The organism is Fictibacillus macauensis ZFHKF-1 (genome assembly GCF_000269865.1).
In the GTDB taxonomy this organism is placed as follows: domain Bacteria; phylum Bacillota; class Bacilli; order Bacillales; family Fictibacillaceae; genus Fictibacillus_C; species Fictibacillus_C macauensis.
This window is the reverse complement of record NZ_AKKV01000007.1, coordinates 13,953-30,996: the sequence shown is the minus strand read 5'-3', so window position 1 is coordinate 30,996 and position 17,044 is coordinate 13,953. Positions and strand designations below refer to the sequence as shown.

Sequence of the window (17,044 nt, the reverse complement as noted above, 5' to 3'; positions counted from 1 at the left end):
TAGTTCAGTAGTGGAAATATATGTATGAATTGATGGAAGCTGGAGGGATAGAATGAGTGATTTAGCAAAAATGCACATGATGATGAACTATTTACGAGGTGTTTATAAGGTCCTAGAAGACGAGTGGCAAAAGTCAGCGAAAGCGATTGGTTTAACGCAAGCTGAACAGCACATTCTTTGGATTGTTTCTTTTGAAAAAGAAGCAACGATTACGCGTATTGCACAGCTTGGCTTATGGGATGTTTCAACGGTCATGCAAGTGATCAAGCGGTTAAAAGAAAAAGGATTTATTCAGCTTATGAAAAAAGATCATGATCGCCGCATTTCTTATGTGACGTTAACAGCAGAGGGAGTGGAAAAGCAACAGCAATCGAGTGCGGACCGCAACCCCGTCTTCTCTTATTTTGAAAAGTGGAGCCAAGATATTGATAAAGAGCAATTTACTGCTCAATTAGTAGCATTACATAAAGATATTAATGAACATTTTCATGGCAAAGAATATGTTCAATGGATTGAACATACAGGGAATCAATTAATGGATGTAGCAGAAGTAAAATCGTAAAAAGACAAGCTGTCTACGATTGTTCATCTCTTAAACCATTATAGTAGGAAAGAGACATGGAGAGATTCCTTGTCTCTTTTTTGCTTTTCTTCGTATAATAATAAGAGAGTGAAAGGGGTCGGCTGCTATGAATCAAGAATCTGTAGGAAAACGTCGGTTCATTTTACATGTAGACATGAATAGTTTTTATGCTTCTGTGGAAAGCGTGGTAGATCCCTCATTGAAAGGAAAAGCCCTTGCCATTGCCGGGAATCCTCAAGAGCGACGCGGTATTATCGTGACCTGTAGCTATGAAGCACGAAAGCGTGGCGTAAAGACGACAATGCCCTTATGGCAGGCAAAACGACTTTGTCCTGAACTCATTATTCGTCGACCGGATTTCCCGAAATATCGTACCTTTTCAAAAAGAATGTTTCAACTGTTGCGTGAATATACCGAGATGGTCGAACCTGTTTCCATCGATGAAGGCTATATGGATGTGACGCATTTAGCGTCTAACCCCATTGAAATTGCACAGGACCTTCAACGGCGTTTATATGAGGAAATTGGCTTACCGTGTAGCATTGGCATTGCACCGAATAAATTTTTAGCAAAAATGGCATCGGATATGAAAAAACCCATGGGAATTACAATTTTGCGCAAGCGGGAAGTGCACCATATTTTATGGCCAAAACATGTAGCTGAAATGCACGGCATTGGCCAAGCTACGGCTGAAAAGCTGAAGCAGTATGACATTTATACGATTGGTGACTTAGCGCAGCAAGATCGTTATACGATGAAACAGCGCATGGGCGTAAATGGTGTGAAAATGTGGGAGCGTGCCAATGGGATCGATGACTCGCCAGTAAATCCACAACGCGCCGATGAATTTCAATCGATTGGTAATTCTACTACGCTCGCCGAGGATCTAGATGACGAAGCATCTCTGTTTCACATTTTTTCCTCATTGGCGACTTCTGTTGAAAAACGAATGTTTGAAAAAAGCGTGGTCGGGCAACACGTGCAAATTGTGATTCGTTATCGTGACCGTAAGACGGTGACGCGAAGTAAAGCCTTAGATAATACGTTTCATGAAAAACAAATCATTTTACAGGAAGCGTGGGCGCTTTTTTTGAAGCATTGGACACGCGAACCCGTGCGTTTACTTGGGATTACAGCAAGTGCATTACTGTCAAAAGAACATGCTTTTCGGCAAATGGATTTATTCACCTACGAGAAGGATGAGAAAACAGAAAAAGTAAATCAACTTGTACAAAATTTACAAGAAAAATTTGGACAGTCATCGATTCGTAAAGGAGCGGAAGCCGCTCCTTTAGAGCCGCATGATGAATGAAAAGGTGTGAAGAGATGGAGTTGCAATTTTTAGGAACAGGCGCTGGAATGCCTTCTAAAGCACGAAACGTTTCCAGTGTCGCTTTAAAGATAAATGACCACGCCTCTGTATGGTTATTTGATTGTGGCGAGGGGACGCAACATCAAATGTTACACACACCAATCAAGCCTGGTAAAATTACAAAAATAATGATTACCCATCTTCATGGCGATCATTTATTTGGCTTACCAGGACTTTTAGGAAGTCGCTCGTTCTTAGGAACAGGGGCGCCCCTTCATATCTATGGTCCTATAGGGTTAAAACAGTATATTGATACGGTATTTACGCTGAGTGAAACGCATGTAACGTATCCTTTGATTGTGCATGAAATTCAAGAAGAGGGACTCTTATTTACCGATGAAGGGTTTTCTGTTGAAGTGCGACAATTAGATCATGTCATTCCATGTTACGGATATCGAATTCAAGAGCATGATCGCCCGGGGCGTCTGAAAGTGGAGAAGCTACGCGCCTTGAACATTCCTGCGGGTCCTTTGTTTCGTCAATTAAAAGAAGGACAAGATGTGTGGTTAGAAGATGGGACGTGTCTGAAGAGCCAAGACTTTGTGGAAGCAGCGACGAGAGGACGTATTGTGACGATTTTAGGCGATACCCGACCATGTGCTGCCGCAATTGCGTTAGCGCAGGACGCAGATGTACTTCTTCACGAAGCTACATCTCTTCATGAGCGTGTGGAGCACGTAAACGCATATGGCCATTCTTCCGCGCAACAAGCTGGTAGCGTTGCCGCTGAAGCGAAAGCGCGCTTTCTCATCCTTCAACATGTAAGTGCGCGTTATTCTGAACAAGATGAAGCCTTGCTAATTGCCGAAGCAAAGACACAGACGAATCATGTAGCAGTGGCGCGTGATTTTGCCTGTTATCGATTGGATGCTAGCGGAACAGTGAGGGAAGCGGCTGGGACATAAACAGCCTTAACTCATAAAAAATGGCTTCAGCATCATTTTTTATGCTGAAGCCATTTTTTTTATGTTGCTTGTTATTTTCTTTTTGGATTGTGTTGCGTTCAAGTTTCCTGTCATAAACGCTGCCTTACTTGAAGAATTTTCAAATGAAAGTGGTAGCGTGCAAGCCATGCAATGATTGAGAAAAGAGTGAATCGTGCGCAAGAGCTTCCAATTCGCGCGCAGAGGCTCTCGATTCGCGCGCAGACCCGGAGAGTTCGCGCACAGAGGTACTCCATTCGCGCGCAGACCCGGTGAGTTCGCGCGCAGAGGCACTCCATTCGCGCGCAAACAAGACAAATTCGCCCTCAGAGCATGTGTAAGAAATCAAAAAGAGAGTAATTCAAGAGCAAAGATCACGAATGCGCCAAAAAAACGAGTAAAATTGCGTGCAAGCCATGCAATGATTGAGAAAAGAGTGAATCGCGCGCAGACCCGGTGAGTTCGCGCGCAGAGGTACTCGATTCGCACGCAGACCCGGTGAGTTCGCGCGCAGACCCGATGAGTTCGCGCGCAGGGGTACTCGAACCGCGCGCAAACAAGATAAATTCGCCTTCAGAGCATGTGCAAGAAATCAAAAAGAGAGTAATTCAAGAGCAAAGCTCGCGAATGCGCCACAAAACCGAGGAAATAGTGTGTACCAAGTCCTTTCTTGTTAACATGAGTGTCGAATGGCATGTGCTACATCAGGGGAATCGGTAATAATGGCATCAATGTTCTGTTGAAAAAAATAAGTTAGCCATTTTTCTTGATTAACGGTATAAGGTCGAATGCCGATTCCATGTGCTTTTAATTGTTGAATGATAGCTGGTTTTAAAGTTTTGTAGTGTGGGTGAACGCTGCTTGCACCAAGACTTTTTGCATAAGCCCATGGCTTATACAGTGCCGAAGAATAAAGCGTCGCTGTTTCCACACTTTCATCGATTTTCTTCATTTGCACGAGACTGTAGTGATTGAAGGAAGAATATATGGTTCGCTCCTTCATTTCATACGTTTGCACGAGATTATAGACGAGCGCTTCCATTCCTTCATACTCAACAGTATTGTTTTTTAATTCGATGTTTAAGAAAAGAGAAGTAGGCGCAATCCACTCTAGAAATTCTTGTAAGGTAAGAATTTTCTCGGTCTTAAAAGCTGGGCTGAACCAGCTTCCGGCATCAAGGCGCTTGATTTCATCCAAGGAGAGATGCTTTACCCAGCCTTTGCCGTTTGTCGTGCGCTTTACTTGATCATCATGAATAATAACGGGAATGCGATCTTTTGTTAAATGAACATCAAGCTCAATGCCATCGGCGCCACATGCCAGTGCTTTGACAAAGGCAGCCATCGTATTTTCGGGACAGTGTGCGCTAGCACCGCGATGTCCGTATATGTAAGTCATGTGAGAGTCACTCCTTTTTCTTGCTCTTTCTTTCTAGCATTCACTTTACCATAGGTGTGCTAAACAAAAAAATAAACCTCCTCATGAGGAGGAGGTAATCGATGTTTGTTTGCGAAAGTATTCCATTTCAATGTCATGTGTTGCCATCCATTTTAAAAAGGTTTTCTCTTTCATCGTTAACGGTCGTGTAAGAAAACGTTCGAATTCTTTAAACAACAGATTGTAACGCTCGACAGCTTCTTGACCAAGCATATAAAATACCTCCCGTTGTTTCGATTATCGTTCCCTTAGTATAGGATGATATGACAGAATTGTCAAACAATTATAGGTCGATTTGACTAAGTGTAAACGAGCGGGCGGCAGCTGCTTGAATGCTTTGTGTGATCGCTTCTCCTACACAAGCATTCTCTAAAAAGGTAATGCCAGCTTCCGTCGTACCGCCTGGGCTCGTTACTTTACTCCGTAATACGTGTGGAGAATCACCGCTTTGTTGCAACATATGCGCAGCACCGAGCAACGTTTGTACGATTAGCTCTTTGGCATCGACAGCCGAAAGTGCTAACTCTGTAGCCGCTTGTTGCATCGCTTCGACTACGTAATAAATGTAGGCTGGCCCACTTCCGGCCAATCCCGTCACCGCATGAAGCTGCTCTTCGCTGACAACCGTTGTTGTGCCGATGCATTGAAATAAAGCAAGGGCTCGTTGTAAATGCTCGTTAGTAGCGGAAGAGCCGAGCGCAAGACCTGTCGCCGAATAGCCGATTTGAGCTGACGTATTTGGCATAGCACGAATGATAGGCGTATTTCCGTGCAATAATTCGTTTACATGCTGGGTGGAAATACCGGCAACAACGGAAAGAACCAAGGTGTCTTTTACAAGAATCCCAGCGAGCATTTGCAGTGCTTCTCCCACATCTTTTGGTTTTACTGCTAAGAGAACGATAGTGGCGTTGGCAACCGCTTCAGCGGTCAGTGCAGCTGTGCGAACACCATAGCGTTGTTGTAAGGTTTGTAATCGTAGGCTATTGTTGCGATTGGTTACTGTTACTTGAGATGGATGAAGGCCTTTTTTTAATAAGCCGGCAATGAGCGCTTCTGCCATTGCGCCTGCCCCAATAAAGGTGATTTGTTCATTCATACGAAACCGCTCCTTTACTTGTTTAATAGAAAAAAACACACTCCTCAATCCTTAGAAAAGGACGGAGGAGTGTGTTCCGCGGTACCACCTTTATTGGCTTATTGCGTGCAAGCCCAGCTTCTTTATACCTGTAACGAAGGTGTACGGCCAAGTTCAATCCTTGACAGGCTAGGGGATAGGTTTCCGTGATCACGTACTGTCGGAATCTTTCAGCCGGTGGATTCCGTTCTCTTTTCAGCCGTTCATCATGTACTGGCCCCCTTACAAGCGCCATCATGCCATATTTTTATTAACAAATAGTATGCAAGTTTGTGGGGGAAGATGTCAAGCTTCTTTTTGTTCATGAGAAAAATTTGCTATACTGTCACTATATACATATGACACATACGTAAGGTTAGGTGCATTTTATGAAAGAAAAAATCATTACAATTGAGCTTCCAACTCCGTTTCATATTGGAGCGGTTAATGTGTATTTACTCGTTGGAGACACAATCACCCTTATTGATTGTGGTCCGAAAACGAAGGAAGCGTGGACTGTATTTACGGAGCAACTTCATCATTATGGCTATCGAGAGAGCGATATTGAGCAGCTTGTTCTTACGCATTATCATCCCGATCATGTTGGGATGTACGCGTATTTTTCAGAGCCGCCGACTGTTTTTGCTCCCGCAGATGAAATGGTGTATTTGCAAAGAGATTCCTTATTTTTACAACATCGTACTACATTTTTTACAACTTTTTATAAACAGATGGGTGTTCCTCCTAAGCTGATAGAGGGAGAGCAAAAGAAATTAGCGATGTATGCACACTACGCTTCGGTTATTTCAGCGCCATTACCGCTCGGTCCGACGTTACCTTGTCATCCTGACTGGCAAGTGCTGAAAACACCTGGTCATTCTCCCGATCATCGTTCCTTTTATCATAAGGACAGCGGTACGCTTCTTGGCGGTGACTGTTTGTTGCCGCACGTGTCATCCACTGCGCTTATGGAACCGCCACTGCACGGTGAAACGGTGCGATTAAAGCCAATACTTCACTATCGTCAGTCGCTGCGAATGCTGCGTTCCTTACCGGTGACACTGCTTTATCCAGGTCATCGACTGCCTTTTAGCAACGTGTCAACACTCATTGATGAACGTTTACACTTACAGGAAAAACGTGCTTCTTCGCTGTTGTTAGCGCTGCAATCGCCGCAAACACCGTATGAACTTAGTCAGCTGCTATTTCCAAAAATATATACAAAAGATCTTCATTTAACCATTTCTGAAACAGTAGCATTGCTAGATCTTTTAGAAGAACAACAATTAGTAGAGCGCCAAGAGCATGAGCATACAACGTACTATGTTCAAAAAGAGGGAGTCGAAGTCAATGAAGCGCCTTGATGGTCAAGTCATTGTGATTACTGGGGCTTCAAGCGGGCTTGGTGCTCAATTGGCGTTCGATGCAGCAACGCTTGGGGCAGAGGTTGTACTGATGGCGCGTACGGGGGAAAAGTTAGTAGAAGTACAAGAACGTATTGCTCATGCTACTGGCAAAGAACCGCTTCTCTATACACTGGATGTGGCCAACGTGGAGGAGGTCCGTGCCGTCTTTGACGCGCTTCTGCAAAAAGTAACGCCGCATGTGCTCATTAATAATGCTGGTTTTGGTGTGTTTGATTCTTTCCATGAAGCAAACCTATCGGACATTCAACATATGTTGCAAACAAACGTAATGGGGACGATGGCGTGTACACAAGCGGTGTTAGGAGCGATGCGTCAACATGGTCGGGGTCATATTATTAATATTGCTTCACAAGCGGGTAAGCTATCAACGCCCAAATCGACAGGTTATGCGGCATCTAAACATGCCGTGCTTGGTTTTACGAACGGATTGCGCATGGAGCTTGCGGGTACGGGTATAGCAGTGACAGCTGTGAATCCAGGTCCGATTGCTACGAATTTTTTTGCCACTGCAGATCCTAGTGGGAATTACGTTAACAATGTCAAGCGGTGGATGCTTACGCCACAAGCTGTTTCGAAGGCAGTACTTGGCGCCATTAGTTCTCGTCGCCGTGAAGTGAATATACCGCGCTTAATGGGCATTGGCAGTACGCTCTATCAATTGTTTCCACGGCTTGTCGAGACACTTGGTGGCAAAGCCTTTCATCAAAAGTAAGGAAAATCCGAACGCGTGTGACGTTCGGTTTTTTTTCGTCGTTTTTTGGTGAACATTTCCTGTTGAATAAAGAACATATATTCGTATAAACTGGGAATAGATAAAGAGAACAAATGTTTGGAGGTGAGTGTTACATGTTAACGAAGCAAACGATTTTATGCATTGATATGAAGAGTTTTTATGCAAGTTGTGCCGCCCTTCGTCTTGGCTTAGATCCTCTCACCTGTCATTTAGCAGTCGTTGGCAATACCGAGCGACAAGGAAGTGTCGTGTTAGCTGCATCACCTGCCTTAAAAAAAGATTATGGCATTAAAACGGGCAGTCGACTATTTGAAATTCCAAAAGATGAACGCATTCATGTTGTTAATGCACAAATGGCTTTTTTTCTGCAACGATCGATAGAAATTACGGGGCTGTTAAATCGTTTCGTGCCGCAAGAGGCGATTCATACGTATAGCGTTGATGAGAGCTTTATAAAAGCAGATGGTACGGAGCGATTATGGGGAGATGGCCGCGCGTTAGCCACTGCGATTACAACGTCCATTCAAGAAGAATTTGGTCTTCCGAGTGCCATTGGAATTGGTCCCAATATGTTGCTAGCAAAGCTTTGCCTAGATTTAGAAGCAAAAAAAACCGGCATTGCTCAGTGGACGTATGAAGATGTTCCACGGAAACTGTGGCCACTTTCGCCTTTGCGTAAAATGTGGGGCATTGGGCCGCGGCTAGAGCAGACACTTCACCGTATGGGCATAACGAAGGTAGGAGACTTGGCGCACTATCCCCTCGCGTTATTGGAGAAAAAATTTGGTGTGATGGGCAATCAACTGTATCATCACGCCTGGGGAATTGATGAAACGCAGCTAGAAGAACGACCAGCAACGAACGGACAAATTAGCTATGGTAAAAGCCAAATCTTATTGCGTGATTATACGAAGAAAGAAGAGATTCAGCATGTCATGTTAGAAATGTGTGAAGAGGTCGCACGGCGCGCACGAACAGCTAAAAAAGCGGGCCGGACGATTAGTTTAGGGATGGGCTATAGCAGACATGAAGGCGGTGGTGGCTTTCATCGCTCCAAAAGCATAGAAGAACCGACGAATATTACGATGGAGTTGTATGACGTATGCTTGCAGTTAATGCAGGAATTTTATAGCGGACAAACGGTGCGAAAACTTTCCATTACATTGTCGAACGTATGTGATGATACGGAAATGCAATTGAATTTATTTGCGCTTGATGAACCTAAAAAACGCACACTTGGTTATGTGATGGATGAAATTCGGCGTAAGCATGGTTCGACGGCTTTGTTGCGTGCGGTGTCGTATACATCAGCAGGAACGGCGCGCCATCGCAGTACGTTGCTAGGTGGGCATAAAGCCTAAAGTTTGCTATGCTTTTCGGAAAAGCGCGCACTCTTCTACGTATTGGATCAGTGAAGAAAGTGAAGCGGCGCTGATGAAATCAATCGTATCACCAGGTAGAATTGTTAGCGTAATTACACCAAGAAGACTTTGTCCATTAGCGGTGAGGTGTCCTTTTTTTAACAGCAGGGGCTGATTAAGTGCTGTTGCTTGTTCAACAAATAAAGCAGCATTACGACGATACAGTGGTTTTGTTGCGATCATTTTCATCGACAGTAGCTCCTTGGATGGTCATTTTAAAGACGACAAAAAGCAAACGCATAAAAAGAGGAAAAAGCAATGCTCATAGGAAGGTATGACGTTCTAAACCGAGGAAGTTTTTTAAAGCTTATGAGTAGAGAAAGCATTCTATGAAAAAAACGCTTGCTACATTTTAAATAATGAGCAAGCGTTTTACGTTTTATACAGTGGCTTGTGGTAGAGAGAAGTATTTCATCACCTGATCGATGGCTGGTTGGGCATCTGCTCCTTCTGTAATTAAAAGAAAGGATTCTCCTTTACGTAACGTTAAGAAAAAGGAAACAAGTCCTGAAAGTTTTTTTGCTTGTAACGTTATGCCGTTTTTACAAAGAAATACGTTGGATTGAAACGCTTGCAAACTATGCGCTAAATCAGTCATTTTTTGAATCGTAAAAGTAGATGCCCCTTGCGTTAATGAGATGGATTTTGAACAAATGGTTTTCATTATGTATAGTCCTCCTTAAAGGAATCAAGGTTGATTTTCTGTCATACTAGTTTATACCCAGAAATGCTACGTGTGAAACAATGATTTGCTAAAAAAAAAACGACCCTTGCCTAGTTTTTGCAAGGGTCATTTCACGTCCTTAATTTTGTTGTTTTTGTTCTTTTTTCGCCTGTTTACGGAAAAACAGTTCATATAATACAGGTACAATAATTAAGGTTAGTAGTGTAGAGGTTACGAGACCGCCAATAACAACGACAGCTAAGCCTTTAGAGATCAGTGTACCTGATGAAGAGGTTAACGCCAATGGAATGAGAGCGGCAATGGTAGCAAAAGCCGTCATTAAAATTGGACGCAACCGCGTTTTCCCAGCTTCAAGCAAGGATTCACGAATGGACATTTCTTTAAGCTCACGATTTTGACCGATGCGATCCACGAGAACAATTGCATTCGTCGTCACAATCCCGATCAGCATGAGAATGCCAATCATCACCGATACAGAAAGCGGCTCATTCGTAAGGTAAAGACCACCGATGGCGCCAACCGGAACGAAAAGAAGTGATGAGAGAATAATGAATGGAATGCGCGCGCGACCAAACGTAATGAGCATCGTTAAGTATACGAGGCCGATCGCAACTAAAATCGCAAGTCCAAGCTCTTTAAATGTTTTCACTGTTTCTTCGTTACCACCACCACTGTTCGTAGAAATGCTATCAGGCAATTTCATGCCATTGACGTGGTCAGTTACTTCTTTTGTAACGCCTTGAATGTTCGTATTCGTCACTTGTGCAGATACTTGTGCGTAAACTTTACCATCCAGTTTTTGAATAGCGGTTGCCGCATTAATATCTTTAACCGTAGCGACGCTATCGAGAGAAACAGGTCCTTTGGCACCGAATACTTTGAGTTTCTTTAAATCGTCAATGCTACTCGGTTTCTTATTATAAACAAGACGTACGTCGCTTTCTTTGTCGTTAAGCTCCAGTTTGCCGACAGATAAAGGCTTTGTCGCATCGGTTACGGCGCCAAGTAGGGCAAAACCGGATACACCTTGCTCACTTGCTTTTTTCGTATTAATTTCAACGTCGAATTGGCGTTGTGTATCTTTAAAGTTATTAGAAACATATTTTAAATCGTTGCGCGACTTCATATAGTCTTCTACAGAAGCTGCCGCTTTTTGGAGATCATTTAAATTATTTGAATACAAATCGATCTTTACTTCATTGTTGGAAGGCGGGCCACCGGATTGCGCTTCTTGAAGCGTAATGACCGCTTTCTTGTTATTAACAATCTCTTTCATTTCTTTTTCAAGTACTTTAATTTCTTTTGAAACATCAGTAGATTTCTTCAGATTAATAAAATAGTTGGCAACATTTTCACGCTTGAGACCCGTTTGGAAATCACGGCTACCAACTCCTGCGGTGACGTCTTTCACCGTATCTTTGCGATCGGCTAATAGCTGCTCAATCTTCAGAGAAATATCATTGGTTTTCTTAACCGTTGTAGATACAGGGAGCTCAATGTTCGCTGTAATCGTTTTTTGTTCTTCATTTGGCAAGAAGACCATACCGAGCTTCGTTGATAAAAAGAGAGAGCCGGCAAGCAGAAGAACAGAGGTTACGAGCACAATCACTTTATGATTAAGTGACGAACGAATGACTCTTTCATATAAGCGTACGAGCGGGCCTTCATTGTTGTTCTCTGGCTTCACCTTTTTAAAGGAAAACTTCGCTAAGACTGGAACAATCGTAATCGCTACTAAGAGAGAAGCAAGTAAGGAGAAGACGACTGTTAAAGCAAAAGGCAAGAAGAATTCCCCTGTAATACCACCTACGAAACCGAGCGGTAAAAAGACAACGACCGTTGTAATCGTAGAAGACACAATCGCACGTAAGATTTCTTTTGTTGACTGGATGACGAGCTCATTTTTGGAAGCTGTACCATCGCTTTTGCGAATGCGTCGGAAAATATTTTCAATAACGACGATGCTGTCATCTACCACACGTCCAACCGCAACCGCCATGCCACCGAGTGTCATAATGTTTAACGTAATGTCTAATTGATTTAAGAAGATAGCCGAAATTAACAACGATAATGGAATCGAGATAATCGCAATAATTGTAGCACGCACATTGCGTAAAAATAAGAGAACGGCAATGGAAGCAAATAAAGCACCGAATAAACCTTCCTTAACGAGTGAGTTTACGGAATCTTTAATGCTTGCGGCTTGATCAAAACCAATCGTGTAATCAAGCTTATCTTTAAATTTCTTTTTCTGAAGAACATCCGTTACTTGGTCGGCGACATCAACAGTATTCGCATCTTGTTTTTTTGTAACCGCCATCGATAACGAGGCCTTCTGATTGTAACGCGTTAATTCTTTTACATCTTTTGCTTGCTTAACCGTAGCCACGTCCTTCAGCTTCACAGAAGGAGGTGTAGCGCTAGCAGGCGCACTTGCTTGTGGCGGTCCACCAGGTTTTGGGGCAGCGGGTGGTCCAGCACTTTGAGCACTTTCTTTTGGTCCTTGACTAGCTGGGGTAAGCTTCAGTTCTTTTAAAGCAGCAATCGTTTTTACTTTTTCGTTCACACGAACAGGAACGGCCACTTCTTTCGTATTAACATTTCCAGCTGGGAAGGAAATGTAGCGTGATTTAATCGTATCTTTAATGGCGCTAAGACTTAAGCCAAGCTTTTGTGCTTTTTTCTCATCCACAGTAATAGAAACGTAATTTTCCTGCACACCACCGACAGAAATGTTATTAACACCTTGGATTTTTTTCAATTCAGGCACTAACTCTTTTTCAACAAATCCTTGAATAGAATCGCCCTTTTTTGGGAATAGAGAAATATTATAGATTGGAATCGTTCCAAATGAGAAACGTTTCACATCAGGCTTAGCGGAGTCAGGAAGATCTGCATCGCTAGCCAAAGTGTTGACTTGCTTTTCAATGTCATCCATTTTCGCTGAAAATGGAAACTCCATACTAATGATGGAGACACCCTCTAAGGAAGAGCTTTTAATCGTCTTAACGTTATCAAGCCCTTTAAACTTTTCTTCTAATGGATCTGTGACTTGTTTATTCACATCCTGAGGAGAAGCACCGGGATAGACCGTTTGTACCGTGATTTGTGGGAATTCCACGTTTGGCAACAAATCTACCTTCAGTGAGCTGAAGGAAAAGAGCCCTCCAAGTATAAGAAGAAATGAAAATATGAATATTGCAACGGGGTTTTTTAAACTAAACTTTGTGAGCCAGTTCATCCTTCACACTCCTTTAATATCAATATGTGCATTTTCACATATGTGTATGTTTAGTATAATAAAAGTATTAGTTATGTATCAAGTCTTAATTGTAAAAATACGAAAAAAATTATGTTACAATGAAACAAGAGACGAAAATGAAGGAATGAATAGACATGGCGTTACGGTATGCACTTCTTGGTCTATTGACGAAAGGAGAGGCAACAGGCTACGAACTGAATCAGCGCTTTAAAGAAACGATGATTCATTTTTGGAAGGCACATCATACCCAAATTTATCGAGAGCTTGGGAAGATGGAGCAGGAACAGCTCGTATCTTCACATGTAATCCATCAAGTAGAGTACCCGGATAAGAAGCTTTATAAACTAGAAAAGCAAGGGCAGCACCTCTTGCTACAATGGATGATGAATATGAACGTAGCTCAACCGACACTGAAGGATGATTTGCTTTTAAAAGCCTCGTTGTTTCATTTAATTCCAAAAGATGTGGCATTGTCTTATTTGCAAAAAGCGAAGGAACAACATCTGTTTGGAGTAGGATTAATGAATGAGTGGCGCACGACTCATTTTCCGGGTAATGAGTTTTCAAGTGCAGACCTCGGCGAATACTTAACGTCAGAGTTTGGCAGACGTTATATGCAACACTGGATCGACTGGTGTGACTGGGCAATGGCTATTATTGAGTCAGAGAAGAACAAAGAAAGCATAGAGAGGAAGCAAGAGTGATATGCAACTAGAATGGACAAAAGAAGCAATTGAACAATTAAGAACACGCGCGCTATCGACGAGTATGTACCTGAAATATGAAACAGAAGGATGCGGTTGTGTTATGAGCGGCGTGACCGCACTGTATCCGGTTCATGAGCAACCTGAAGGTACGACGGAACTAAACACAAATGATATTTCCGTCTTTCTTGATACAACAAAGCTTGTGTTTTTTGAGGAACGTATGACGATCGATTACAAGAAAGAATACAACACGTTTCAACTAAAAAGCCCAAATGGGATGCTTAATCCACGTCTGCGACTCGTTCTTACAAAGTAACGATCGAGACGTTAAAACAAACGATTGTGACACGCTGTATGCATGTTACAATCGTTTGTTTTTTTTTGAGTAATCATGGTTTTGGTACAGAAACGTGCTTGTTTTGGGCAAGCAAAAACTGTCGACTAGCAATGCCATGCGTAACAAAAGGTTCAATATAGGCAACAGCTTCAAGGAGCTTTGGAAGTGAAATGCCTGTATCAATTCCCATCGCATGAAGCATGTAGACAACATCTTCGGTCGCTACGTTCCCCGTGGCACCTGGAGCAAAAGGACACCCTCCTAAACCGCCTGCTGACGTGTCAAAACGACTAATACCGGCTTGTAAGCTAGCAGTAATGTTAGCAAGCGCCATGCCGCGCGTATCGTGAAAGTGAGCTGTTAAAAGGACAGAGGGTGGTAGGTTTTCTTTAAGTAACGTAAAAAGTTCATATACTTCAAAAGGATTGGCCATACCGATTGTATCGGCGATGCTAAGCTCGTCGGCTCCTAAGGCAACAAACCGTTCGCAAAGAGCGAGCACAGCGCGCGGCTCGATTTTCCCCTCGTATGGACAATAGAAACTTGTCGAAATGCAAGCCCTTACAAAATAACCGTCCGCTTTAAGACCTTCGATAAGCGGACCGATCTTTTGAAGACTTTCCTCGGTCGTTGCGTTAATGTTTTTTTGGTTAAATGTATTGCTAACGCCTACAAAAAAAGCAGCGTTTTTGCAAGCCGTAGCGCGCAGTCGTTCGACACCTTTTTCATTCGGTACGAGGACGAAGTTACGCAGTTGATCGGTGCACTGTTCAATTACGGTCGCCGCATCGCTCATTTGTGGTACCCATTTTGGGGAAACGAAGCTCGTTAGTTCCATTTCTACTAGACCACTCGCTTTTAATTTGTGAATAAAGGCAATTTTATCGGCCGTTGGCACGAGCTGTTTTTCATTTTGTAGCCCATCGCGTGCTCCCACTTCAATAATTGTTGCGTGTGTAGGAAGGTTCATACAATATCTCCTTTAATTGAGCGTGTCATGAACTTGCTTTTTTAAATTTCTTCTTAATTTTACGTTCTTACTGCAGAAGTTGCAATCTTTTGTAGAAATATATGGTATGCTAATAGTGCAAATTATTAGAAAAGAGAAGATAGGAGAGTGGCACAATGAATGGGAGAGACGCTGTAATTGTAAGCGCTGTCAGAACACCGATTGGAAGTTTTCTAGGAGCATTAAAAGATGTACCGGCTACACAATTAGGGGCGCTTGTGATCGAAGCGGCACTAGAAAAGGCAGGCGTAGCGAAAGAAGAGGTAAGTGAAGTCATTATGGGGAACGTGCTGCAAGCAGGGCTCGGACAAAATCCAGCTAGACAAGCAGCGATGAAGGCAGGGCTTCCAAAAGAAATACCCGCTATGACGATCAATAAAGTATGCGGCTCTGGATTAAAGGCGCTTCATCTTGCTAGTCAAGCCATTATGGTAGGCGATAGCGAAGTGATTGTTTGTGGTGGTATGGAAAACATGAGCGCAGCTCCTTATTTGCTATCGGAAGCAAGAAGCGGCATGCGGATGGGAGATCAAAAGGTAACGGATTCCATGATTAAAGACGGCTTGTGGTGCGCATTTAATGATTACCATATGGGCGTAACCGCGGAAAATCTTAGTGAAAAATATAGCATTACACGCGAAGAAATGGATGCATTTAGTGCAGGAAGTCAACAAAAATGTGAAGAAGCGATGAAGGTACATAAATTTACGGAAGAGATCGTGCCTGTTCCCATTCCACAGCGAAAAGGAGAGCCCGTTCTCTTTGAACATGACGAGTATCCAAAGCAAGGAACGACAGCAGAAAAGCTTGCGAAGCTACGCCCTGCTTTTAAAAAGGATGGCAGTGTGACGGCAGGAAATGCATCAGGCATTAATGACGGCGCAGCAGCGCTTGTGGTGATGTCGCGTGAAAAAGCGGAAGCGTTAGGATTAGCGCCAATGGCGGTTATTCGTGCGAACGCAAGCGTCGGTGTTGATCCATCGATCATGGGCATTGGACCTGTTCAAGCAACAAAAAAAGCACTAGAAAAAGCAGCGCTATCGCTTGAAGACATCGATTTAATTGAAGCAAATGAAGCGTTCGCAGCGCAATCATTAGCTGTCGGTCGCGAGCTTCAATGGTCGCCTGAGAAAGTGAATGTAAACGGTGGTGCGATTGCGTTAGGTCATCCGATTGGCGCAAGTGGTGCACGCATTCTCGTCACGTTGCTTCATGAAATGAAAAAAAGAGAAGTAAAATATGGACTAGCAACGCTTTGTATCGGAGGCGGCCAAGGGGTAGCAACCATCGTTGAAAACGTATAACACAAAAGGAGAGGTTACGATGAAACCAGTGTTAAAAAGTGCACTAGAAGCAATTGAAGGCATTCATGATGGCGCCGTTTTAATGGTTGGAGGATTCGGTCTTGTCGGCATTCCTGAACAATTAATACTTGCGCTTGCTGAAAAAGGAACGAAAGATTTAACAGTCATTTCAAACAATTGTGGCGTTGATGATTGGGGTCTCGGTCTCTTGTTGCAAAATAAACAAATTAAAAAAATGATCGGATCTTATGTAGGTGAAAACAAAGAATTTGAGCGTCAAGTACTATCAGGAGAGCTTGAAGTGGAACTGCTTCCACAAGGCACGCTAGCAGAGCGGATTCGAGCAGGTGGCGCTGGCATACCGGCTTTCTATACACCAGCAGGCGTTGGAACGCCGATTGCTGAAGGGAAGGAAACGCGGTTGTTTCATGGCAAGCCTTATTTACTAGAAGAGGCGCTTGTAGCCGATTTTAGTTTAATACGCGCGATGCATGGAGATTATGCAGGAAACTTAATCTATCATAAGACGGCACGCAATTTTAATCCGATGATGGCCGCAGCTGGAAGCGTTACCATTGCGGAAGTAGAAGAGCTTCATGAAATCGGTCAACTAACACCAGATCATATCCATACGCCGGGTATCTACGTGCAAAAAATGATTGTCGGTCAACAACAAAAGCGCATTGAGCGTTTGACAGTACGTTCATAAAGAGAGAAAGGGTGACG

General features: G+C 43.2%; 17 protein-coding genes. 10 read left to right on the top strand and 7 right to left on the bottom strand.

The window, feature by feature from the left end; translation table 11 throughout:
• Positions 1-52: 52 nt before the first annotated feature.
• The 3 genes from A374_RS19415 (at position 53) to rnz (ending at position 2,860) form a co-directional block, all read left to right on the top strand.
• Entirely contained in the window at positions 53-562 is a 510-nt protein-coding gene (locus A374_RS19415) for a MarR family transcriptional regulator (protein ID WP_007200290.1), read from the top strand.
• A gap of 127 nt (positions 563-689) precedes the next feature.
• Positions 690-1,895: a DNA polymerase IV gene (locus A374_RS00945; RefSeq protein WP_007200289.1), complete on the top strand. Its 1,206-nt coding sequence runs from the start codon at positions 690-692 to the stop codon at positions 1,893-1,895.
• Positions 1,896-1,909: 14 nt separating this feature from the next.
• Positions 1,910-2,860: a ribonuclease Z gene (rnz, locus tag A374_RS00940; RefSeq protein ID WP_007200288.1), complete on the top strand. Its 951-nt coding sequence runs from the start codon at positions 1,910-1,912 to the stop codon at positions 2,858-2,860.
• Between the two features lie 691 nt (positions 2,861-3,551).
• On the opposite strand, the gene A374_RS00930 is transcribed toward rnz, so the two are convergent.
• The 3 genes from A374_RS00930 to proC form a co-directional block, all read right to left on the bottom strand.
• Positions 3,552-4,277 (bottom strand): glycerophosphodiester phosphodiesterase, encoded by a 726-nt coding sequence (locus A374_RS00930; RefSeq protein WP_007200287.1) that lies wholly within the window; start codon positions 4,275-4,277, stop codon positions 3,552-3,554.
• Between the two features lie 81 nt (positions 4,278-4,358).
• The gene (locus A374_RS20415; RefSeq protein ID WP_156793093.1) at positions 4,359-4,529 is read right to left on the bottom strand and encodes a hypothetical protein; all 171 of its coding nucleotides are present in this window, start codon (positions 4,527-4,529) and stop codon (positions 4,359-4,361) included.
• Between the two features lie 70 nt (positions 4,530-4,599).
• Positions 4,600-5,415 carry a pyrroline-5-carboxylate reductase gene (gene proC, locus A374_RS00925; RefSeq protein WP_007200286.1) on the bottom strand — a complete coding sequence of 272 codons (816 nt, stop codon included), beginning with the start codon at positions 5,413-5,415 and terminating at the stop codon, positions 4,600-4,602.
• Positions 5,416-5,822: 407 nt separating this feature from the next.
• On the opposite strand from proC, the gene A374_RS00920 reads away from it, so the two are divergent.
• The 3 genes from A374_RS00920 (at position 5,823) to A374_RS00910 (ending at position 8,954) form a co-directional block, all read left to right on the top strand.
• On the top strand, positions 5,823-6,797 hold the full coding sequence (locus A374_RS00920; protein ID WP_007200285.1) for an MBL fold metallo-hydrolase: 975 nt from the start codon (positions 5,823-5,825) through the stop codon (positions 6,795-6,797).
• Positions 6,784-7,572 carry an SDR family NAD(P)-dependent oxidoreductase gene (locus A374_RS00915; protein ID WP_007200284.1) on the top strand — a complete coding sequence of 263 codons (789 nt, stop codon included), beginning with the start codon at positions 6,784-6,786 and terminating at the stop codon, positions 7,570-7,572. The genes A374_RS00920 and A374_RS00915 overlap by 14 nt, the downstream gene beginning before the upstream one ends.
• Before the next feature lie 134 nt (positions 7,573-7,706).
• On the top strand, positions 7,707-8,954 hold the full coding sequence (locus A374_RS00910; RefSeq protein ID WP_007200283.1) for a Y-family DNA polymerase: 1,248 nt from the start codon (positions 7,707-7,709) through the stop codon (positions 8,952-8,954).
• 6 nt (positions 8,955-8,960) lie between these two features.
• On the opposite strand, the gene A374_RS00905 is transcribed toward A374_RS00910, so the two are convergent.
• The 3 genes from A374_RS00905 to A374_RS00895 form a co-directional block, all read right to left on the bottom strand.
• Positions 8,961-9,203, bottom strand: a complete 243-nt coding sequence (locus A374_RS00905; protein ID WP_007200282.1) for an HPr family phosphocarrier protein — start codon at positions 9,201-9,203, stop codon at positions 8,961-8,963.
• A 190-nt stretch (positions 9,204-9,393) separates the two neighbouring features.
• Complete coding sequence (locus tag A374_RS00900) at positions 9,394-9,678, bottom strand: HPr family phosphocarrier protein (RefSeq protein WP_007200281.1); 285 nt, start codon at positions 9,676-9,678, stop codon at positions 9,394-9,396.
• A 139-nt stretch (positions 9,679-9,817) separates the two neighbouring features.
• A complete protein-coding gene (locus A374_RS00895; protein WP_007200280.1) occupies positions 9,818-12,940 on the bottom strand; it encodes an efflux RND transporter permease subunit in 3,123 nt (1,040 codons plus the stop codon).
• Between the two features lie 155 nt (positions 12,941-13,095).
• Between A374_RS00895 and A374_RS00890 the strand changes: the two genes are divergently transcribed.
• Positions 13,096-13,665, top strand: coding sequence for a PadR family transcriptional regulator (locus A374_RS00890; RefSeq protein ID WP_007200279.1), 570 nt, complete (start codon positions 13,096-13,098; stop codon positions 13,663-13,665).
• Position 13,666: 1 nt separating this feature from the next.
• Positions 13,667-13,984, top strand: coding sequence for an iron-sulfur cluster biosynthesis family protein (locus A374_RS00885; RefSeq protein ID WP_007200278.1), 318 nt, complete (start codon positions 13,667-13,669; stop codon positions 13,982-13,984).
• 73 nt (positions 13,985-14,057) lie between these two features.
• On the opposite strand, the gene A374_RS00880 is transcribed toward A374_RS00885, so the two are convergent.
• Positions 14,058-14,975: a hydroxymethylglutaryl-CoA lyase gene (locus tag A374_RS00880; protein ID WP_007200277.1), complete on the bottom strand. Its 918-nt coding sequence runs from the start codon at positions 14,973-14,975 to the stop codon at positions 14,058-14,060.
• A gap of 155 nt (positions 14,976-15,130) precedes the next feature.
• Here A374_RS00880 and A374_RS00875 point away from each other — a divergent pair, with 155 nt between their 5' ends.
• Together A374_RS00875 and A374_RS00870 are read left to right on the top strand one after the other, a co-directional pair.
• Positions 15,131-16,318: an acetyl-CoA C-acetyltransferase gene (locus A374_RS00875; protein ID WP_007200276.1), complete on the top strand. Its 1,188-nt coding sequence runs from the start codon at positions 15,131-15,133 to the stop codon at positions 16,316-16,318.
• 19 nt (positions 16,319-16,337) lie between these two features.
• Complete coding sequence (locus A374_RS00870; RefSeq protein ID WP_007200275.1) at positions 16,338-17,027, top strand: CoA transferase subunit A; 690 nt, start codon at positions 16,338-16,340, stop codon at positions 17,025-17,027.
• Positions 17,028-17,044: the final 17 nt, after the last annotated feature.